This is a genomic window from Nonomuraea sp. NPDC049480 (assembly GCF_044465905.1).
In the GTDB taxonomy this organism is placed as follows: Bacteria; Actinomycetota; Actinomycetes; order Streptosporangiales; family Streptosporangiaceae; genus Nonomuraea.
The window spans coordinates 28,066-45,804 of the sequence record NZ_JBITMD010000011.1 but is presented as its reverse complement, the minus strand read 5'-3'; the positions used below and the strand labels follow the sequence as shown (position 1 = coordinate 45,804).

General features: G+C 64.1%; 5 protein-coding genes and 2 pseudogenes. 4 read left to right on the top strand and 3 right to left on the bottom strand.

Annotation, left to right across the window (positions count from 1 at the left end; translation table 11 throughout):
* Positions 1-49: 49 nt before the first annotated feature.
* Positions 50-268, bottom strand: a pseudogene (locus ACIBX3_RS29720) (transposase family protein); the annotation flags it as partial.
* Between the two features lie 1,726 nt (positions 269-1,994).
* Positions 1,995-9,407 (bottom strand): RHS repeat-associated core domain-containing protein, encoded by a 7,413-nt coding sequence (locus ACIBX3_RS29715; protein ID WP_397122633.1) that lies wholly within the window; start codon positions 9,405-9,407, stop codon positions 1,995-1,997.
* A 730-nt stretch (positions 9,408-10,137) separates the two neighbouring features.
* Here ACIBX3_RS29715 and ACIBX3_RS29710 point away from each other — a divergent pair.
* The 4 genes and pseudogenes from ACIBX3_RS29710 to ACIBX3_RS29695 form a co-directional block, all read left to right on the top strand.
* Positions 10,138-10,239, top strand: a pseudogene (locus ACIBX3_RS29710) (IS5/IS1182 family transposase); the annotation flags it as partial.
* A gap of 711 nt (positions 10,240-10,950) precedes the next feature.
* Positions 10,951-12,486, top strand: a complete 1,536-nt coding sequence (locus ACIBX3_RS29705) for a trypsin-like serine peptidase (RefSeq protein WP_397122631.1) — start codon at positions 10,951-10,953, stop codon at positions 12,484-12,486.
* A 433-nt stretch (positions 12,487-12,919) separates the two neighbouring features.
* Entirely contained in the window at positions 12,920-14,476 is a 1,557-nt protein-coding gene (locus tag ACIBX3_RS29700; RefSeq protein WP_397122629.1) for a hypothetical protein, read from the top strand.
* Positions 14,477-14,653: 177 nt separating this feature from the next.
* Positions 14,654-16,141, top strand: a complete 1,488-nt coding sequence (locus ACIBX3_RS29695; RefSeq protein ID WP_397122627.1) for a hypothetical protein — start codon at positions 14,654-14,656, stop codon at positions 16,139-16,141.
* Between the two features lie 69 nt (positions 16,142-16,210).
* Here ACIBX3_RS29695 and ACIBX3_RS29690 read toward each other — a convergent pair whose 3' ends face one another.
* On the bottom strand, positions 16,211-17,569 hold the full coding sequence (locus ACIBX3_RS29690; RefSeq protein WP_397122625.1) for a hypothetical protein: 1,359 nt from the start codon (positions 17,567-17,569) through the stop codon (positions 16,211-16,213).
* Between the last annotated feature and the right edge of the window lie 170 nt (positions 17,570-17,739).

The window sequence follows — 17,739 nt, the reverse complement described above, 5'->3', positions numbered from 1 at the left end:
AAGCGGCCGAGACGATCGGCCAGGACACCCCGTGATCTCGCGTTGATTGGATCACCGTTCGCCCGCCATCTCCCACGGCGGCGCCTGTGGCTTGGCGTAATCGCCGGGTCAGCCGGGAGCGCGCGGGGATCTGCGGCACCTGCTCGGTGAACGTCTGACGCGGGCAGGACGCCTGGTCACAGCACCAGCGACGCTTACGCCAGCGCAACGCACACCGCCGCCCGCCGACTGGCAGGTCACGCGGGCGGGTAGTCACCCATTCCTTCATCCGGACTGCGGCGACCCCGCACTGTGGGCAGCATCTGGCCCGTTCATCCGCGGTGGCCAGGTGCACCACCGGGCCGTCCTGCACTCCGTCACCTGCGGCGACGACCTTTGTGACGGTCACCCCGTCCAGACCCAGCAGCAGCGTCGTATCGTTGACCATGCTCGTGGCTTCTCTGATGTGATCTTCTTGCCTCGACAACAAGAAGGATCACCGAGAGCCACGAGCCCTCTCAAGCCTCCTGAGCCCGGCAGGCCCTCAAACCCCGATCAAGTTCGAAGAGCCACGATACCTCGCCGGTGGTCACGGTCGGCCGGCTTCCTAGGAGAGATCGCCGAGGTTGTCGCTTGCCAGGGAGAAGGGACCACCTGGTTACCACGAGGAAGGGACCACCTGGTCGTGTAGTCGATCATAGTGTTCTCCCTTGGTTCGTCCCCGCCGACACCCCGGTGACCGGCGCGTTCGCGGGCTGGATGGTGGGTCGTTGACGGGTCCGGTAGGACTCGCCTTCGACGATGAGGACGTGTGCGGCCGACACCAGCCGGTCGACGGCGGACTGGGCCAGCAGCGGAGCTGCTGATCTTCGTCAATCGCAGCCTTGCGGGGAGCCCGCCCACCAGCGGACAACCACCACCGGTAGGTCGGTTACCTGGGGAAATTCACAGAGCAAAGCGATCCAACTTCAGAGAGCGGCATCAAATCACCCCGCCGGTCAGCGGCAGTTGAACCAAGGCGCTGAAATTGGTACCGGTGGATACCCGCGCCACGATAGAAGCGACGATCATAGTCATCCCAACTATATTGAACGCCAGTATCGCACACCTTAGCTTCCAGTTTAGTTCCACATTAAGGCTCTCCGCTGATGGGCGATGTAGCCGAATGGTATGCCATTCACGTCACCGAAAATTTCACGCCTTCGTCTTCGGCGCTACCCAATGCAGCCCGGAGAGCCCATTTGCCTAGTTAAGCAAGTACTCCACCCTGAGCGCACATTTCCCTCGACGAAGACGTAGTCGGCCAGGAAGCGCAAACCCTCGAGGGCTTCTTGCGTCGCCCGCTAATGCAGGCCAACATTGGCTTTACGCCTAGACAAGACAACCTTCCCACCCGACTTGTAAGGAGTAACTTCAAGCATATCACGTTCACTCCTTCGCGGCTCCCAATCAACATATGGATAGAACGCAACTCTCCAACACAACCTGATAAGCAATATCTCCCCATATACGGGAATCGCACCAAAGGCCATGTCTTGCAACCGATATGAAGACCATCGCGACAATACGCCTATTTCGATAATTACAGGGAATCGCAGAACGAGAAACTGGACTGTATCCGCCATGTAAGGAACCTCCCCAGCGGATGTTTCCGCGTAGAGCGCGTCAACAAGCCAGTCTTCAAGCGAGCGAGAGAACATATGGCCAACTATCAACATGCCTACAGCAGCCATCACCGCTATAGCTGCTCGCAATACACCTCGCCTCGGCATAACTAGCCTTTCCGACGAATCCACCCCGGACGGTTCGGCAATGCGTATGATCACACATCGGGCATCGAGGTGATCTACCACATCGTCGGTCACGCTGTCGAGGTTCATGATCATTCGCGTCAACCGGTACTGGACTAGGATGATCTTCGAAAGCACGAGAGTCTCGCACCGTGAGGGTACGGGCCTGTCGTTTCATGACTAACCCCCTTCCGTCTGCGAAAGAGAGCAGGCACCTGCCGTAGTTCACCTCGTCGAGCACATGTGACCCATACTCGGAGACTCATTCACCCCTTTACATAGATCGAGGTATGCCTGATCCGGGGTCCCGTACCATGTCTTATAGGTGTAGTGAGGGCGTCCTGCATATGCGTGCCCCTGCCAGGCGATGATCCATTCGCCCGTCCATCTCACCCTGGTCTCGATCTGCACCCAAGCCCTCCATCCGGTTTGCACCGTGGTGCGCCATTGCGTATAGTACAGCATTTTATAGCGACTACAGCCATTATTGAGGCATATTTGCAACGAGTTAACCTTCCTCCATATGAACATCGTGTCTCGCTGATGAACATCAAAGCGATATCTATATTCGGCAATTATCCCTAGCAGTTTAATCTTGTCCATTATCCAACTCACGGTGTCCGATATCCACAGAGGCGGCGAATCTTTCATACCAGTAAGCTGCCAGACCCCAACGATTTTGAGGTAAAGCCTCCAATCGCCTTGCCTCCAATTCTTCTCCGCGCACTGCGCCTTGGAGTATCCCTGCTTCACGCACGCTGCCGCAGCTTGAGCTGCTGTGCAGTGCCGCCCACCACACACATCCCCATCGCGGGTCCCGGGAGGAGTTTTGCCGCTGCCACGCCCATTACCTGTGCCGTTGGCGGCGGCCGACATGACACCGTAACCCCCCATGGCGAACCACATTTCACGGAGATATTCATTGGATTCTTTGGGGGTGTATACCGCCAAGAACGCCTCTTGAATATCTGTGGGGGACCCATAGAAGTCCATTCCCACAATTATCGGCCTTCCGTTCGGCATGATCTTTCTGCCGAGTCTGTCGAGCTCCTCTTCTGAGAATCCGGGGCCGTAGAGATAGTCATAGCCGGGCGAGGTGATGAACTCGCTCCACCATTGCTGGTGGGCAAAGGTTTCGACGCAGGTCCCTCCGCCGCAAAGATGCCCGGCCATACCCGTGTACGGATTATTGGAGTAGTCGTCATCTGGCGCGCTGATGAGGTTGGCAGCCTCAGGTGTCCCGACCACCGGCTGTCCCGGCTTAGGGCCGAGTAGATTGTCATTCCCATCGGCGCCTACATATTTTCCGCTACTGTCCGGCACGTAAAAGGTCGCGTGTCCGGTGGGGTCGATGCCGGTCAGGGGGGAGGAGTTGGCGTAGGCGTATCGGTTGGCCTGTACTGAAGGGTTGGGAGCGAGGGTGGCGGTGTCGCGGCTGGTGAAGGTGCCGGTGCCGGGCTGGTACCAGCGGGCGTGCATGTTGACCTTGCCGGTGTCAGGGTCGGTGTATTCGCCCTGGTAGCCGAGCTGGGCCTTGGTGCCGGTCTGGGCGATGGCGGTGCCGAAGGGGTCGTAGGCGGTAGAGGTCTGCAGGCTGGTGGTGTAGGTGGCCACTAGGTCGCCGTGCAGGTCGGACAGTGCTGCGGCTGCTGCGGCGGTGCCTTCTTTCAGCCCGAGCAGGGCGCCGCCGGGGTCGCGGGCGTAGGTGGCTTGGACGGCGCCCCCGCTCTCGCGCAGGGCAGCCAGATCGTTGCCCAGGCCGGCGTAGGCGAAGGTCTGATGGGCGGTGCCGCGGATGCGGGAGGTGACCCGGTCGAGCGCGTCGTAGGCATACAGGCTGTCGCCGTCGGCGATCATCCGGTCGAAGGCGTCGAAGGTGTAGCTGGTGGTGGCGCCCGCCTTGGTGCTGGTGGCCAGAGTGCCGCGCGGCGTGTAGGTGTAGTCGGTGCCATCGCCGCCGGTCAGGCGGTTGCGTTCGTCGTAGGTGAAGGTGGCGTTCCCAGCTTTGGTGCGGTTGCCGGCGGCGTCCCATTCGTAGGCGGTGGTGGCGCCGCCGGGTGCGGTCCAGGAGGTGAGCCGGCCGGCGTGGTCGTAGCCGTAGGTGTTGGTGCCCGCCCCGGCGGTGCCGGCGGTGGTCTTGGTGGTGAGGTTGTCGTCCTTGTCCCACCCGTAGGTGATCTTCGCGAGCTGGGTGCCCGAGCCGTTCTTCAGCGTTTGCCCTGTCGGGCGGTCCATGGCGTCGTAGTCGAAGCTCTGCGTGCTGGCCTGGCCGCTGGTGGCGGTGATGGTCTTCAAACGGCTGCCCGGGTCGTAGCCATAGGTGAGGGTACGGCCGGTGACCGGATCGGTGGCGGTAGCGAGCCGGTTGGCGTTGTCCCAGATGAAGGCGGCAGTTCCGGCGGCGTCGATGCGCTGGGTGGGATTGCCGAGCGCGTCGTAGGCGTAGGCGCTCTCCTGCGCGGCACCGCGGGAGACCTTCAGCGGCAGGCCGCGGTCGTTGTAGTCCACCGCCAGGTCACCGGCGGCAGTGGGGCGGGCGGCCAAGTCGTAGCCGAAGGTACGTTCGGCGCTGGCGGCGCCACCGCCTGAGCCGGTCTCCTTGGTGAGACGGTTCAGGTGGTCGAAGGTGCGGTCGATGCGCACCCCGCCGGGCTGGACAGTGGCCACCTGGTTGCCGCCCGCGTCGTAGACGTGGGTCCAGGTGCGGTCGGCCAGGTTCGGATGCGCGGCAGTGGATGGCTCAGTCACCGTCTCGGCCAGGCCTAGGCTGTTGTAGCTGGTCCAGGTGGCGTAGCCGCGGCCGTCGGTGAGCCGGGTGCGGGCGCCGGTGGCATCGTAACCAAAACTCGTCGTGATCGACTCGCTGCCGGAGACCGGCTCGATGAGCGAGGTGGGCCGGTTGAGCGCGTCGAAGGTCTGCTTGGTGACGTGTCCCTCGGGGGAGGTAGCGCTGACCGGGTTGCCCGCGGGGTCGTGGCCGTAGCGGAAGGTGCGCAGCACCGTGCCGGTGCCGGAGGCGTCCAGGTCCTTTGCGGCGATCTGGCGTCCGGCCAGATCGTATTCAGCGACGGTGGCGTTGCCGTTCGGGTCGGTCGTCTTGACCAGGCGTCCGGCCAGGTCGTAGTCCATGGTGGTCTTGTTGGTCAGCGGATCGGTGGTGGAGGTGACCTCACCGGCCGCGTTGACGGTGAAGGTGGTGACCTTGTTGCCCGGGGCCGTCTGCTTGACCAGTCGGCCGGCGTCGTCGTACTCCATCGTGGCGGTGTAGGCGGCGTTGGCGGGCTTGCGCTCGATCTGCGTGGCGGTGATCTGCCGGCCCAGGTCGTCGTAGGTGACCTGGGTGCGGGCGCCGGTCGGATCAACGCTGGCCAGCTTCTCCCCGGCCAGGTCGTACTCGGTCACCCACCTACCGGCGGTCTGCCCGGTCGGCGCGGGGTCGGTGACGCGGACCTGGCGGCCGAGCTGGTCGTAGTCGAAAGCCGTGACGTAGCCGCGCTCGTCCGTGGTGCGAATGAGCTGACCGGCGGCATCGTAGGCGTGTGAGACGGTGGGGGTGACCGCCGTACCACCCGGCGGGGTGTACTCGGGTGAGCTGGCGCTGACCAGCCGGCCCGCCTTGTCGAAGACCGAGGTCGACGTGCGGCCTTCGGCATCGCGCTGGTGCGTCTTGTTGCCGACCGCGTTGTAACCGATCTTGCCGGATGGCCGGCCCTGGCTGGTGGTGCCTGCCTTGTCGATCTGGACCTGTGGGGCGATCGTCTCCACCAGGCGATCGAGCGGGTCGTAGCGCATGGTGGCGGTGTAGTCGGCGGCGTTGGCCCCGCTGGCGTTCCCTCGCGGATCGGTGATCGAGGTGACCAGGCCGCGATCGTCGTAGCCGATGGTGGAGACCAGGTCCTGGTCGCCATTCTCGATCGTTTCCCGGGTGGGCTGATTGAGCTTGTTGTAGGCGTACTCCTTGGTCTCCGTGCGGGTACCGCTGCCCGCGCCGGTGGAGGTTGCCTTGGTGATGTTGTCGTTGGCGTCGTAAGTGAAGGACGTCTTGCGGTTGAGACCTGACGGGGCCAGCGTCTTCGACGACAGGCGGCTCGCGCCGTCATAGACGAACTCGGTGGTGACCTTGCCGCCGCCGGTGACCTGCTTGGTGAGGTTGCCTGCCGCATCGTAGGTGTTCGCCTCAAGGGTCACGTCCTTGGGCGTCGTGGAGCCATTGAGCTTGACGTCGTCACCAATGGTCTGCGACAGCCGGTCATCGGCGTAGTAGGTGTAGGACGTCTTGCGTCCCATCGCGTCCACCCGCGCGGCCAAGCGCCCGGCCGGGTCGTAGGAGAGGGACTCCAGCACCACGTCCTGGGCCGGCTGGGGATTGACCGGGCTTTCGATCCAGCCTTTGAGGGTGGTGGAAATCAGCTCACCCCGCTTGCTGTACGCATACGCCATAACGGTTCCGCGAGCGTCGGTCGAGCTGACCTTCTGGCCGAGCGTGTTCCAGCCCTGGCGGGTCACACCGCCCTCGGGGTCGGTGACCGACTCCAGCCGTCCAAAGGTGTCGTAGCCGTATATGATCTTGCGTTCGACGTCACCGCCGGTCAGGTCCGAGACGGCCTCGGATAATTTGTTGCTGTCCGGGTCGTAGCCGTAGGTGGTGCGGGCCGTATGCGTGACATCGGTGATGTCGTTCTTGGCCCCCGCACCGGTCGCCGTGGCCACTCTGCCGAGCGCGTCGTAGGTGAACGTGGTCGTGACCCCGTCCGGATACGCCCCCGAGATCTTAGATGAAGAGGTCAGACGGCCGAGCGCGTCGTACGCGAGCTTGGTCACCAGGCCTTCGGGGTCGGTCTGCTCGGCCAGGTCACCGGCAGTGGTGTAGGCGTAGGACCAGTTGTTGCCTTTGGGGTCGGTGCGGGTCTCCACCAGCCCCCCCGGGGTGGTGCCGCCGCCCACGGCCGGCTCACTGCCATCGGTGTAGGTGACCGAGGCCGAGCGGCCGTTGGGGAAGTCGGGGGTGGCCGGGGTGGTCTGTTTGGTCTGCTCGCCGTAGACGTTGTACTCGAACGTGGTGGCGTAGGTGTTGTCGGTGGCGGAAGTGGAACGGCCGTCGCGCACCTTGATCACGCGGTCGTTGCGCGGGTCGAACTCGTTGTCATCGTTGACGTGGTAGCTGAGCCACCGCTGGCTGACCGGTGGGTCTGTGAGCGATTCGTCGAAGCAGGAAAAGAACGGGTCCGGTGTGGCTGGTTTCTGGCATTGGGCGGTGGCCAGCATGTTGCCGCGCTTGTCGAAGCTGCGGTTGGTGATGACGCCGTTCGGGTCCTCCACGGATGAGAGATATCCACCGGAGTCATACCCATAGGTGGTCTTACGTTCCAGCTGGTCCGTGCGCGCGATGGTCCGGTAGCCGCGCCAGGCGTCATACCGAGTGATGATCTTGTTGTCGTTGGGGTCACGGACGTCCACCGTCGACTCGCCGATGGTCACGTCAACCGGCGTGGGCTCGCCCAGCTTCCAGGTACCGCCGTGCTGATCGGTGTGGTTGCGCAGCCCGTCCTTGGCCATGTCGTAGGTGTTCTGCGCCCAGATACGCCCCGACGGCAGAGTGATCTTGGATAGCAGGTGGGGCGCGGCGGCAGTGCGGGCCTGGATGTGCTCGGTGACCTCGCCTGCCGTGAGCGGGCGATCGTAAAGGGCGAGTTCGTCGATCTGGCCCATGAACCCCCAGTAGGTGAAGAGCTCGTCGGGGTCTTCTGGCTTGGTCGCCGGCCACTCGTCGGAGGTGAAACCATTGCCGATGGTCGTGGACGTCACCTCGTTGCGGTTGATGGTGCCGGTGCGCGTGCCGAGTGCGACGCCGTCCAGGTAGAGCTTCTGGCTGCTGCCCGAGCCACTGAGCACCACGTGATGCCACTGGCCGTTGGTGACGGCGGAAGGCGAGGTGATCGGCGAAATGACTTTGGTTCCGTTCGAGGCGACGATGGGGAACTGGCCGCGCAGTTTGCCGTCGGTGCCCACGTACAGCAGCGGTGTTCCGTTGAGAATCCCGCTGTCACCGAGGGCGTGGGCCAAGATGCCCGAGTTCGTCGTCTTGAACCACAACTCCACCGATAACTGGTCGATCAACCGGGCAATGGCCATGTTCGGCAGCACCAGCTCTGAATCGCCGGTGAAGCCGGCTGCCGTATCCGTCGACCCGGCCAGCACACCCAGTTGCTCCAGCGTGACGTACCTGTAGGTGGCCGGTCCCGCGCCCCATCCCAGACTGCGCGCCTCTGTCGTCGGTTCCGGCTCACAGTCGTCTGGGTAGATCGTGCAATAGCCAGGCTCTTGGCCCGGCGGCGGAGCCAGTTGGGTAGCGGGTTCGCCCAGCCGCCAATACCCCACCGGCTCGTCATCCTCGACCAAACCCCGATACAGGGAACCGGTGGTGTAGCCGTACGTCGTGCAATTTGGCGCGACCCCAGGATTGCAGGCTTGTGTGAGCGTGTCCCCGTTGTAGGTGTAAGTCCAGGTCTGCGCTGTGCCGTTGACCGGATCGGTCGAGACGCCGGCCACATGCGCGCCGTTCCAGGTGAAGGTCAAGGATCGGCCGCCCACGGCGGTGACCTTGGCGAGCTTGCCGTCGGTGCCGTAGGTGAGCTCTTGTGCGCGGCCCCGCGCGTCCACGACCCGTGTCAGCCGGCCTTGCGCGTTGAAGTGATAGACGGTCGACGATTTGTCCATCAGCTTCCACCCGCCGCCGGAAACCGTCGCCAGCGTGGCGTGCGTGCCGGGTGGTGGCTGGAAGCTGCCGTCGCCCTTGGGCGCGAACCGCAGCCGCTGCCCATCGGGGTAGGTCACTAGCAGCGACCCGCTCGGCTCGGCCTCGACCTTCATGTCGAATCGGGTCGACCAGCCCGCCCCGAACAAGCCGTTCCGGCGAGCGTCCTTGCTGTTGTAGGACCGCGTTATCGACAGCGCGGGCCCCGCCGTCGCCACCGAGGCGTCCACCACCGTGGTGGTGTAGTTGCCCGACAGCGCGTGGAATTCCTGCCCGTTCTCATCCCGGGACGCCAGATGCGCACCGATGGCGGGCTGGCGCGCGCCCGTCACGAACGTCCGGTACGGTGACGTTTTGAATATCCCTGACTCGGTGCGGACGTCCACCTTCCAGGCGTAGGTCGTGCCCCACTTGAGCACGTCCGCCGGTACCTTCCAGCTGTTGACCTCGGCAGGGAGATCCCCCGATTCCACCGGCCAGTCGATCGTTCCGTTGTCTTCGCTCAGCGAGCACCAGTAGTCAACGGACACAACCTGTCCGTCCTCCGGCTCCGGGCAGACGGTGAACTCATAATGCAGCGCCGAACCGTCCACTCCATTCGCGTGCGCCCCCAACGTCGGCGTCGTCGACCCCACCTGCGCCCCATTCAGCGGCCACATGTCGTCGATCTCCAACGCCGCTGACGTATCCAACGCCTCGGCACGCGCCGTGCCGGAAGGCAACCGCCGGTCAGCGGCTTTCCGCGTGCCCTGGACACGTGGGAAGACGTCGGGTCGCAGAGCGCCCTTGGGCGGCTTGATCTTGGTTTTCGTTCCCGCCGCGGCCGGGGCGCGTGTCGCGGCCGCATCGATCAGCGACGGGTGACCGGCCGCCGTACCCGCCATCTGCTGAGGGACATCGACCGGCCTAGTGGCAGCCGACGGACCGGCGTCCATGCCGTCCCGAGCCTGAGCCGACCCGACAGCAAGCCCCAGCAACCCGGGCAGTGTGGCGGCGAGAATCAAGCCAGCCCGAAAAGGCGATCGAGCCCATGCCAAAGACCGGCGCATACGCCGTCACACTCCGACCCACAACGAGGGGCATCTACTGATGCCAGACGTCGCTCCACCCCACCCGACGGAGAACAGACGTCCCGGCTCGTGCGGCTCAGAGCACCTACCAAACGGACAGAGCGTAACTTCGCCAAGATCGGGCAACAAGGGCCATTACGGCCATCAGACAGGCACGGAATGTTACTTACCGAACTAAACGCACAAAGCGCCTATATATCGATATATGTGCCCGCGGTCGGGCTCGCACGCGCAGGTAGCATCAACCCGTCCGTGTCCGTACAGCCTCACCGAGCGAATACCCGACATACGCTGGAAGCCGGGCAGTGCATCATGCTCAACAGCTGACATGCAGTTGACTTCGGCAAGCCCGGGATGGCTGGTTCGGAGCCAGACTTATGTGATGGCGGCAGGCGAAGGTGGCCACCGGAATCACGACCGTGACCTCGTCATGGCGAGCCTTAACGCCCCCACCCGCATAGAAGAGCTACGACGCTCGCACCGATCAGGATCGCGGCGAACCCTACCTGCCGGCAGGGGCAGGCGAGTTTATGCACGTCGCGGGAAGGTACTCAGCAAGCTGCACTGCTGCCCGCACCGCGCCGCCGCGATCGTGCAGGCCATCTTGGTCCTGCGGCTCATCGAAGAGGACCGCTACGCGGGATGAAGGGCTCACCCTGCAGGCAACTTCGATCACGCCGAGACCAGTGTCTCTGCCGCGGCCTGGTCAGCACCTACACCTGCGGACAAGACCCGGAGCGAGCGCTGCCCTGGCTCACGTCTCGTCCGCGTCATCAGGCAAGGACGCCTGAGGCGAATGCCTGGGCACCCGCTTAACCTGCAGCGCGCGAACAGGCCCCAGGCAAGAACGGTGCCGCTGTCAGGGCGGCGCACGCCCGCGGACCATGATCACTACTTCTTGGCCGGCGACCATGCCGGGAGCGGATCAAGTGCACTGGAGGCGCCGTGCACACGATCTTCCATCGTCACAAAACCGGCAAATCGGACCGATACCGAACGCCCACACACCGACCCTGAAGATTGCCTGTGAAGATCAGAGAATTTTAGACGGATGCCACCCAAAAACGGTTCCTGTGATCTGGGACACATTCAAGCGGTTACACTCTGCAACATCCCGCTAACGGAACTTCCGTCCCGTACGCCATAACCCCCCGACACCCTGGAATAACATCTCTTTCCGGTAACAACACGGCAAGGCCTCTGACAGATAACGACAAGGTAACGCAGGTAACGGCGCCTACCGGATCACTCAAACCGGGTTTCACCTGCGGAGATCACCACGCTATGTTCCTTGCAATCCCTTTACTGACGCATGGGACGCATGTTGCGACCCACGACAGAGCAAGGAGCAGTTCCCTTGAAGCGCATCCTCATCCCCGCCGGTGGCGCCCTCATGGCCACCGGCCTTCTGGCCGCCGGCCTGGTCGGCTCCGCTCAGGCTCAGGCCGACCCGACGACGGCCAAGGACCCGATGGCCACGAGCGCGGCCAACGCCAAGGCCATCGCCGAGTTCTGGATGGACAACAACGGTGCTGCCCTGAAGGGCGCGACCGAGTCCAACATCTGGGACAAGGCCGACGTCGCCAAGCTGCAGAGCAAGGGCGGCTACAGCTCGGACACCAAGCCGGGCTCGACCGCTCCGATCGGCCAGGAGAAGAAGACCACCGCCAAGGTCCAGAACGTCAACATGCCGAAGACCATCGGCAAGGTGTTCTTCGTCAACAAGAAGGGTGAGAAGAAGTGGTGCTCCGCTTCTTCGATCCAGTCGAAGTACCGCAACCTGGTCGCCACGGCCGGCCACTGCGTGTACGACACGGCCAACAACACCGAGGTCGTGTCCAAGTGGGTCTTCGTCCCGGGTTACTACCAGGGCAAGGCTCCTTGGGGCGTGTACGTGGGTAAGCAGGCCTTCACCCACTACGACTTCGACGTCTACGAGGACTACGACCGCGACTACGCGTTCGTGACCGTGTACAACGGTGTCCACATCGGTGGCGGTACCCCCAAGCAGGTCTCCAAGGCTGAATGGGACAAGTACCAGGGCATCAAGGACGCCAAGGACGTCGAGATCACCCGCGAGGAGTTCCGCAAGGGCAAGCTCGACCCCACGCGGACCGAGGCGTACTGGGTGAAGAGGGGCACGGCGCCCGAGGCGACCGGCCCCGACTACCCGGGTGCCGCGGTGGGCAAGGTCGAGGTCGACCAGGCCACCTACAAGGCGGCCAAGGTCGGCAAGGGCAACGGGTTCAAGTTCGGTGAGCCCGTCACCGAGATCGTGACCGACAGCGAGGCCGCGAAGTACCTCGAGAACCAGAAGAAGGACGCGAAGAAGTACCCGGCCAAGGTCGTCAAGGACGCCCGCGGCAACTGGACCATCACGCACTACTTCGTGCAGCAGTGGTACCGCCCGGGTTCGGACACCAAGTTCTACAAGACCGTCTTCTTCATCGTCGAGGGCTTCGTCAAGGACGCGGGCCGTCTTGGTGACAACGTCGGTGGTCAGGGCTTCGCCTGGAACCAGCCCACCGGCAAGTACGTCCGCGTCTTCGGTTACCCGGCCGCCCCGCACCCCGACGGCAACAAGGCCTACACGGGCGTTACGCCGAAGTGGTGCTACAACAAGACCAGCAAGAAGCTGGTGGGTTCGGCCGCGAAGAAGATCGAGGAGCACATCGCCCTCAAGTGCGCCATGACCGAGGGCGCCGACGGTGGTCCGTGGCTGTACAAGTACAGCAACGCCAAGCGCCTCGGCTACGTCAACGGCGTGACCAGCACCTTCAACGACCAGGACGGCAACGGCCGCGTGGACTACATCTCCTCGCCGTACTTCGACGGTGAGACGAACACGGTCTACAAGGCTGCGGCCAACGTCTGGTCCGGCAAGATCATCTAGGTGACGGACAGCGACCGGCCCTGAGCCGTTCGTCAACCGTTCACAGCGAAGGGCCCGGCATCTGCCGGGCCCTTCGGCTTTTCCGGCCCGAAAGTGAGGGCGCTTGGACGCATGTCGCGCTCATACGGTGCCATTGATCCGATGTGATGTGCGTCACACTCATCGATCGAGGCGGATCATGAGGACGCCTCCGCCCCGGGAGTCACATTAACAACTTCCTTATGTTGATCAGGGCAAACAGCCGCAAGGCGAGCCTCTCTCACCTTCTACGCATCCGCCCCTTAAACATCACAGAACGATCACGCCCGGCTTGTCGCACCTTTTCCTCTCAAAGCGACTACCCGAGTTCAAGATCCACACTGTATGTTCCTGGCTATCCCTTTACTGACGCATGGGACGCAAGAGGCGTTCCACGACAGCGCAAGGAGTTACCTTGAAGCGCATCCTCCTCCCTGCCAGTGGCGCGATTCTCGCCACCGGCCTGCTGGCTGCTGGTCTGGCCGGCACGGCTTCCGCGTCGGGCGTCGTCGATGACGCTCCGCTGACGCCGAACAACAAGGTCGCCGAAACCGTCGACTTCTGGTTCAAGGCGAACGGCGCCGCGCTCCGCGCTGCCGAGGTCTATCGCTACGACTACAAGGAAGTCGACAAGCTCGTCCAGAAGGGCGGGTGGAACAACGACACTAAGCCGGGGTCCACCGCTCCGATTGGCGAGGAGAAGAAGACCACCGTCAAGTACCAGAACATCAACATCCCGAAGACCATCGGTAAGGTGTTCTTCGAGGGTGCTGACGGCAAGCTGTACTGGTGCTCCGCCACCTCCATCCAGGCGAAGTACCGCAACCTGGTCGCCACCGCTGGTCACTGTGTCTACCAGCCCGGCAAGAACAGCCACGTCCTCAACAAGTGGGTCTTCGTCCCCGGTTACTACCAGGGCAAGGCTCCGTGGGGCATCTACGTGGGTAAGCAGGCCTTCACCCACTACGACTTCTCCACCTACGAGGACTACGACCGCGACTACGCGTTCGTGACCGTTTACAACGGCATCTCGCTGGGCGGCGGCACGGCCAAGCAGGTCTCCAAGAAGGACTTCGAGGCGTACAAGGGCATCAAGGATGCCAAGGACGTCGAGATCTCCGAGGAGGAGTACAAGAAGTGCAAGCTGGACCCGGCGAGCACCGACGACTGCTGGTCCGACCCCGGTAAGTCCGACGAGGGCGCTGGCCCGGACCACCCCGGTGCCGTCGTGGAGAAGCGCGAAGTCACCGCGGGCGAGTACGAGGACGCCAAGGTCGGCAAGGGCCAGGGTTACAAGTTCGGCGAGCCCATCGTCGAGAACGTGACCTACGACCAGGCCGTTGCTTACATCCTCAAGCAGCGTCCGAGCTGGAAGCCGGGTCAGCCGCTCCCGCGTCCGACCCGGGACTACCCGGCGACCGTTTCGCTGGACCGGGCGGGCAACGCCACCCTCACGCACTACTACGTGCAGAAGTGGTTCGTCCCCGGCAAGACCACGAAGTACTACGTGACCAAGTACTTCATCATCGAGGGCTTCGTCAAGGACGCCGGCCGTCTCGGTGACAACGTCGGCGGTCAGGGCTTCGCCTGGAACCAGCCGACTGGCAAGTACGTCCGTACCTTCGGGTACCCGGGTGGCGAGCACCCCGACGGCAACAAGCCCTACACCGGTGTCACGCCGAAGTGGTGCTACAACAAGACGTCGGGCAAGGCGAACGTGGTCGCGGCTCTCAAGGCCGAGGAGCTCGTCTCGCTGAAGTGCGCCGTCACCCCGGGCTACAACGGCTCGCCGTGGCTGCTCAAGTACAGCAACGCCAAGCGTCTCGGCTACGTCAACGGTGTCACCACCGCTGCGTTCGGCGACGTGGACGGCAACAACCGCTACGACACGATCTTCTCGTCGTACTTCGACGGCGAGACGGCCGCTGTCTACAAGGCTGCTGCCGCTCTGTGGTCCGGCAAGATGTCCTAATTCAGGACATCCCGGAGCTGGGGGTCCAAACCTCAGACCACTGCTTTACCCGAAGGGCTCGGCTTCTGCCGGGCCCTTCGGCCTGTCTGCCGAAAATCTGAGAAGAACCCTTACCAGAGTGACTAATGGGTCGATAGGGTCTTTACGCTGTTCTTGACAACTTCCGTGGAGCCTCCGTTGAAGCGCCTGCTCATCCCCCTCGCCGCCGCCGGCCTGAGCGCCGCCACCCTCACCCTTCCCGCCAGCGCAGAACCCCATTGGGCGACCGACCCTCTCACGCCGAAACCCGCTGACGCCTACAGCAGCGCCTACTTCTGGCTCGACGCCAACGGAGCCGCCCTGCGCAAGGCCACGCAGTACTACTGGGACTTCAAGGAAGTGCCCAAGCTGGTGGGCACCCAGAGCAAGGCCCCTGACGACGGCAAGCCCGGCATGACCGCCCCGACGGGCACGGTCAAGGCGGCCACCAAGGTCAAGAACATCAACCTGCCGAGGACGATCGGCAAGGTCTTCTTCCTCGACCGGGCCGGCAAGTACCGCTGGTGCTCGGCCACGTCGATCCAGTCGCGCCACCGCAACCTCGTCGTCACCGCGGGCCACTGCGTATACGAAAAGGGCAAGGACGTCTTCCGCAAGTGGGTCTTCGTCCCCGGCTACTACCAGGGCAAGGCTCCTTGGGGCGTCTACGCGGGCGCGTACGCCTTCACCGCCTACGACCTCGACACCTACGACGACTACGACGGCGACTACGCCTTCGTGGCCGTCCACAACGGCTTCTCCCTGGCCGGCGAGAAGGAGGTGTCCCACGACGAGTTCAAGGCATGGGCCGGCGACAAGTGGATCAAGCCTCGCGAGATCGACGCCAAGGAATTCCTGAAATGCCAGCTGAACCTCGGTGAATGCTGGTCCGAGGGTGAGGACAAGCCCGCCGACCTCGTCGGCCCGGACTACCCCGGAGCCGCCCTGGAGAAGGTGGAGGTCCCCAAGGAGACCTACGACGACGCCAAGATCGGCAAGGGCCAGGGCTTCAAGTTCGGCGAGCCGGTCGTCGAGCAGGTGACCAAGCCTGCGTGGGACGCCTACAAGGGTCCCGGCATCAAGGGCACTGACGCGGTCGGCAACTACACCATCACCCACTACTACACCCAAAAGTGGGTCAAGCCCGGCACGTCCCGTAAGTACTACGAAGCCCACTACATCATCGGCATCGCCAAGGACATGGGCCGTCTCGGTGACGTCGTCGGTGGTCAGGGCTTCGCCTGGAACCAGCCGATGGGCCAGCAGGTGGCGGCCTTCGGCTACCCGAGCGCCCCCCACCCCGACGGCGACAAGCCGTACACCGGCCTCACCCCCAAGTACTGCCTGGGCAAGACCGGCACCAAGACCTACCAGGTCAACACGTTCAGGGTGGAGAGGCACCAGGTGCTCAAGTGCTCCATGACGCCCGGCGCCGACGGCGGCCCCTGGCTGATGAAGTACGACAACAACAAGCGCACCGGCTACGTCAACGGCGTGACGAGCATGTTCCACGACCAGGACGGCAACAGCCGGATCGACTACATCAGCTCGGCGTACTTCGACGGCGAGGTGGCCGCGGTCTACGACAAGGCCAGCTACGCGGAGACCAAGGTGATCGTCGGCCCCAAGGGCGAGCTGCTCCGGTAAGTCCAGCAAGACGAAGAACGGCCCGGAGCGGGGAGATGCTCCGGGCCGTTCCCGTTCGGGGCAGCCGATTCACGCCGACGTGAGCTCCCGCGTACGTTCGCGCAGCACCAGCACCGGCCGCTCGTTCCTGTAGGGCTCCAGCCGCCGCCGCAGATCCGCCGCGTACGACCGTGACCGCGCGGAGTGCAGCTCACCGGCCAAGGTGAGCGCGCTCGCCGCGGTGGAGCAGGCCTCCTCCAGTTCCCCGCACTGCAACAGCCCGGCGGCCAGCAGCGACAGGTTGAACATCCGCCCCCGTACGTACCGGGAGTCCATGTCGAGCGACCGCCGCGCATGGCGGACGGCGCGCTCCCCCACTCCCAGGTCGCGGAAGCAGTGGGCGAACTTGGCGGAGAGGTACGCCTCGTCGAAGTAGCTCAGCCACCGGGGCTCCTCGGCGGGCTTGCGGGCGTCGAAGGCGCGTTCGGCCGCGTGGAGTGAGGCACCGCAGGCGCGGGCGTCGCCGCGGCCGGCGTGGGCGTGTGCCTCCAGGACGTGGGCGGAGGCGAGCAGCGTGTTGACGCGCGCGCTGCGCGCCGCGACCTGGGCCGCCCGGGCCAGGTCGAGGGCGTGGGCCGGCTGGCCCATGTAGACGGCCTGGTGGGCCATGCCGGCCAGGATCTCGCCGCCCAGGGTCTGGTCGCCGGCGCCCCTGGCCAGGCGGAGTGCCTGGATGAGGTAGCGCTGGGCCAGGCCGTGCTGCTCCATGTCGTAGGCCATCCAACCGGCCAGGCGGGTCAGCTCGGCGGCCGCGGCGGCCAGCGAGCGGCCGGTGGACTCGCCGTAGGAGCCGTCTTTGAGCAGGGGTGAGACGGCGGTGTCGAGATATTTGATGACGGACGACCGGACCCGGCCGCTTCCGAAGCGGTTGTCGAGCTCCCCGAAGGATCGGGTGACCTCGTGGATGGCGGCGATGTCGGCGCGGCCCACGCGCCGCGTTCCCATGCCGCCCAGGTGTCCCTCAGCCGGGGACGTCAACCAGCGCATGGCCCCTATGGAGCCTGCTCCTATCGCGAACGTCGAGTCGATCAGAAACCTCCGTCTCTCTACATCGGCCCGCCACAGCGCGGTCACAGTCGCGACCCCCTCCTGCCACGTGTGCGTGAACTCCTGCCCGAGATCGAGGGGTGTAATGATGGCCGGCATGCCCAGATCCTCCGAGGTGACCGGCCTGCCCAGCCGCATCGCGAATATCTCCATGAGCAGGCAGGGCACGGGATCCCTCGGACGCTGGCCACCGATCCAGCGCAGCACAGAGCTGTGGTCGTACTTCAGGCCTGGGGTCCCGCGTGCGGCTCCCAGGTCGTTGAGGCGCCTGGCCAATCCCTTGTGGGAGAAACCCGCCTCCGCGATGAGCTGCTGCAGCAGTCGGTTTGGCTCGCGTTCCATCGCTCTCCTCGTCACAGGAGTGGGCGCCCACATCATTACAGAGAGCTACTGTTATAGCACCTTGAGTAAATGATTTATGACAGTTCCCAAAGGTTGTCCGAACTCCGTGCTGCTTTCGCCGCCAGCGCTGTGCGCGGGCAGGCAGGCGGCGACTCCATCCCGGCGGGTAC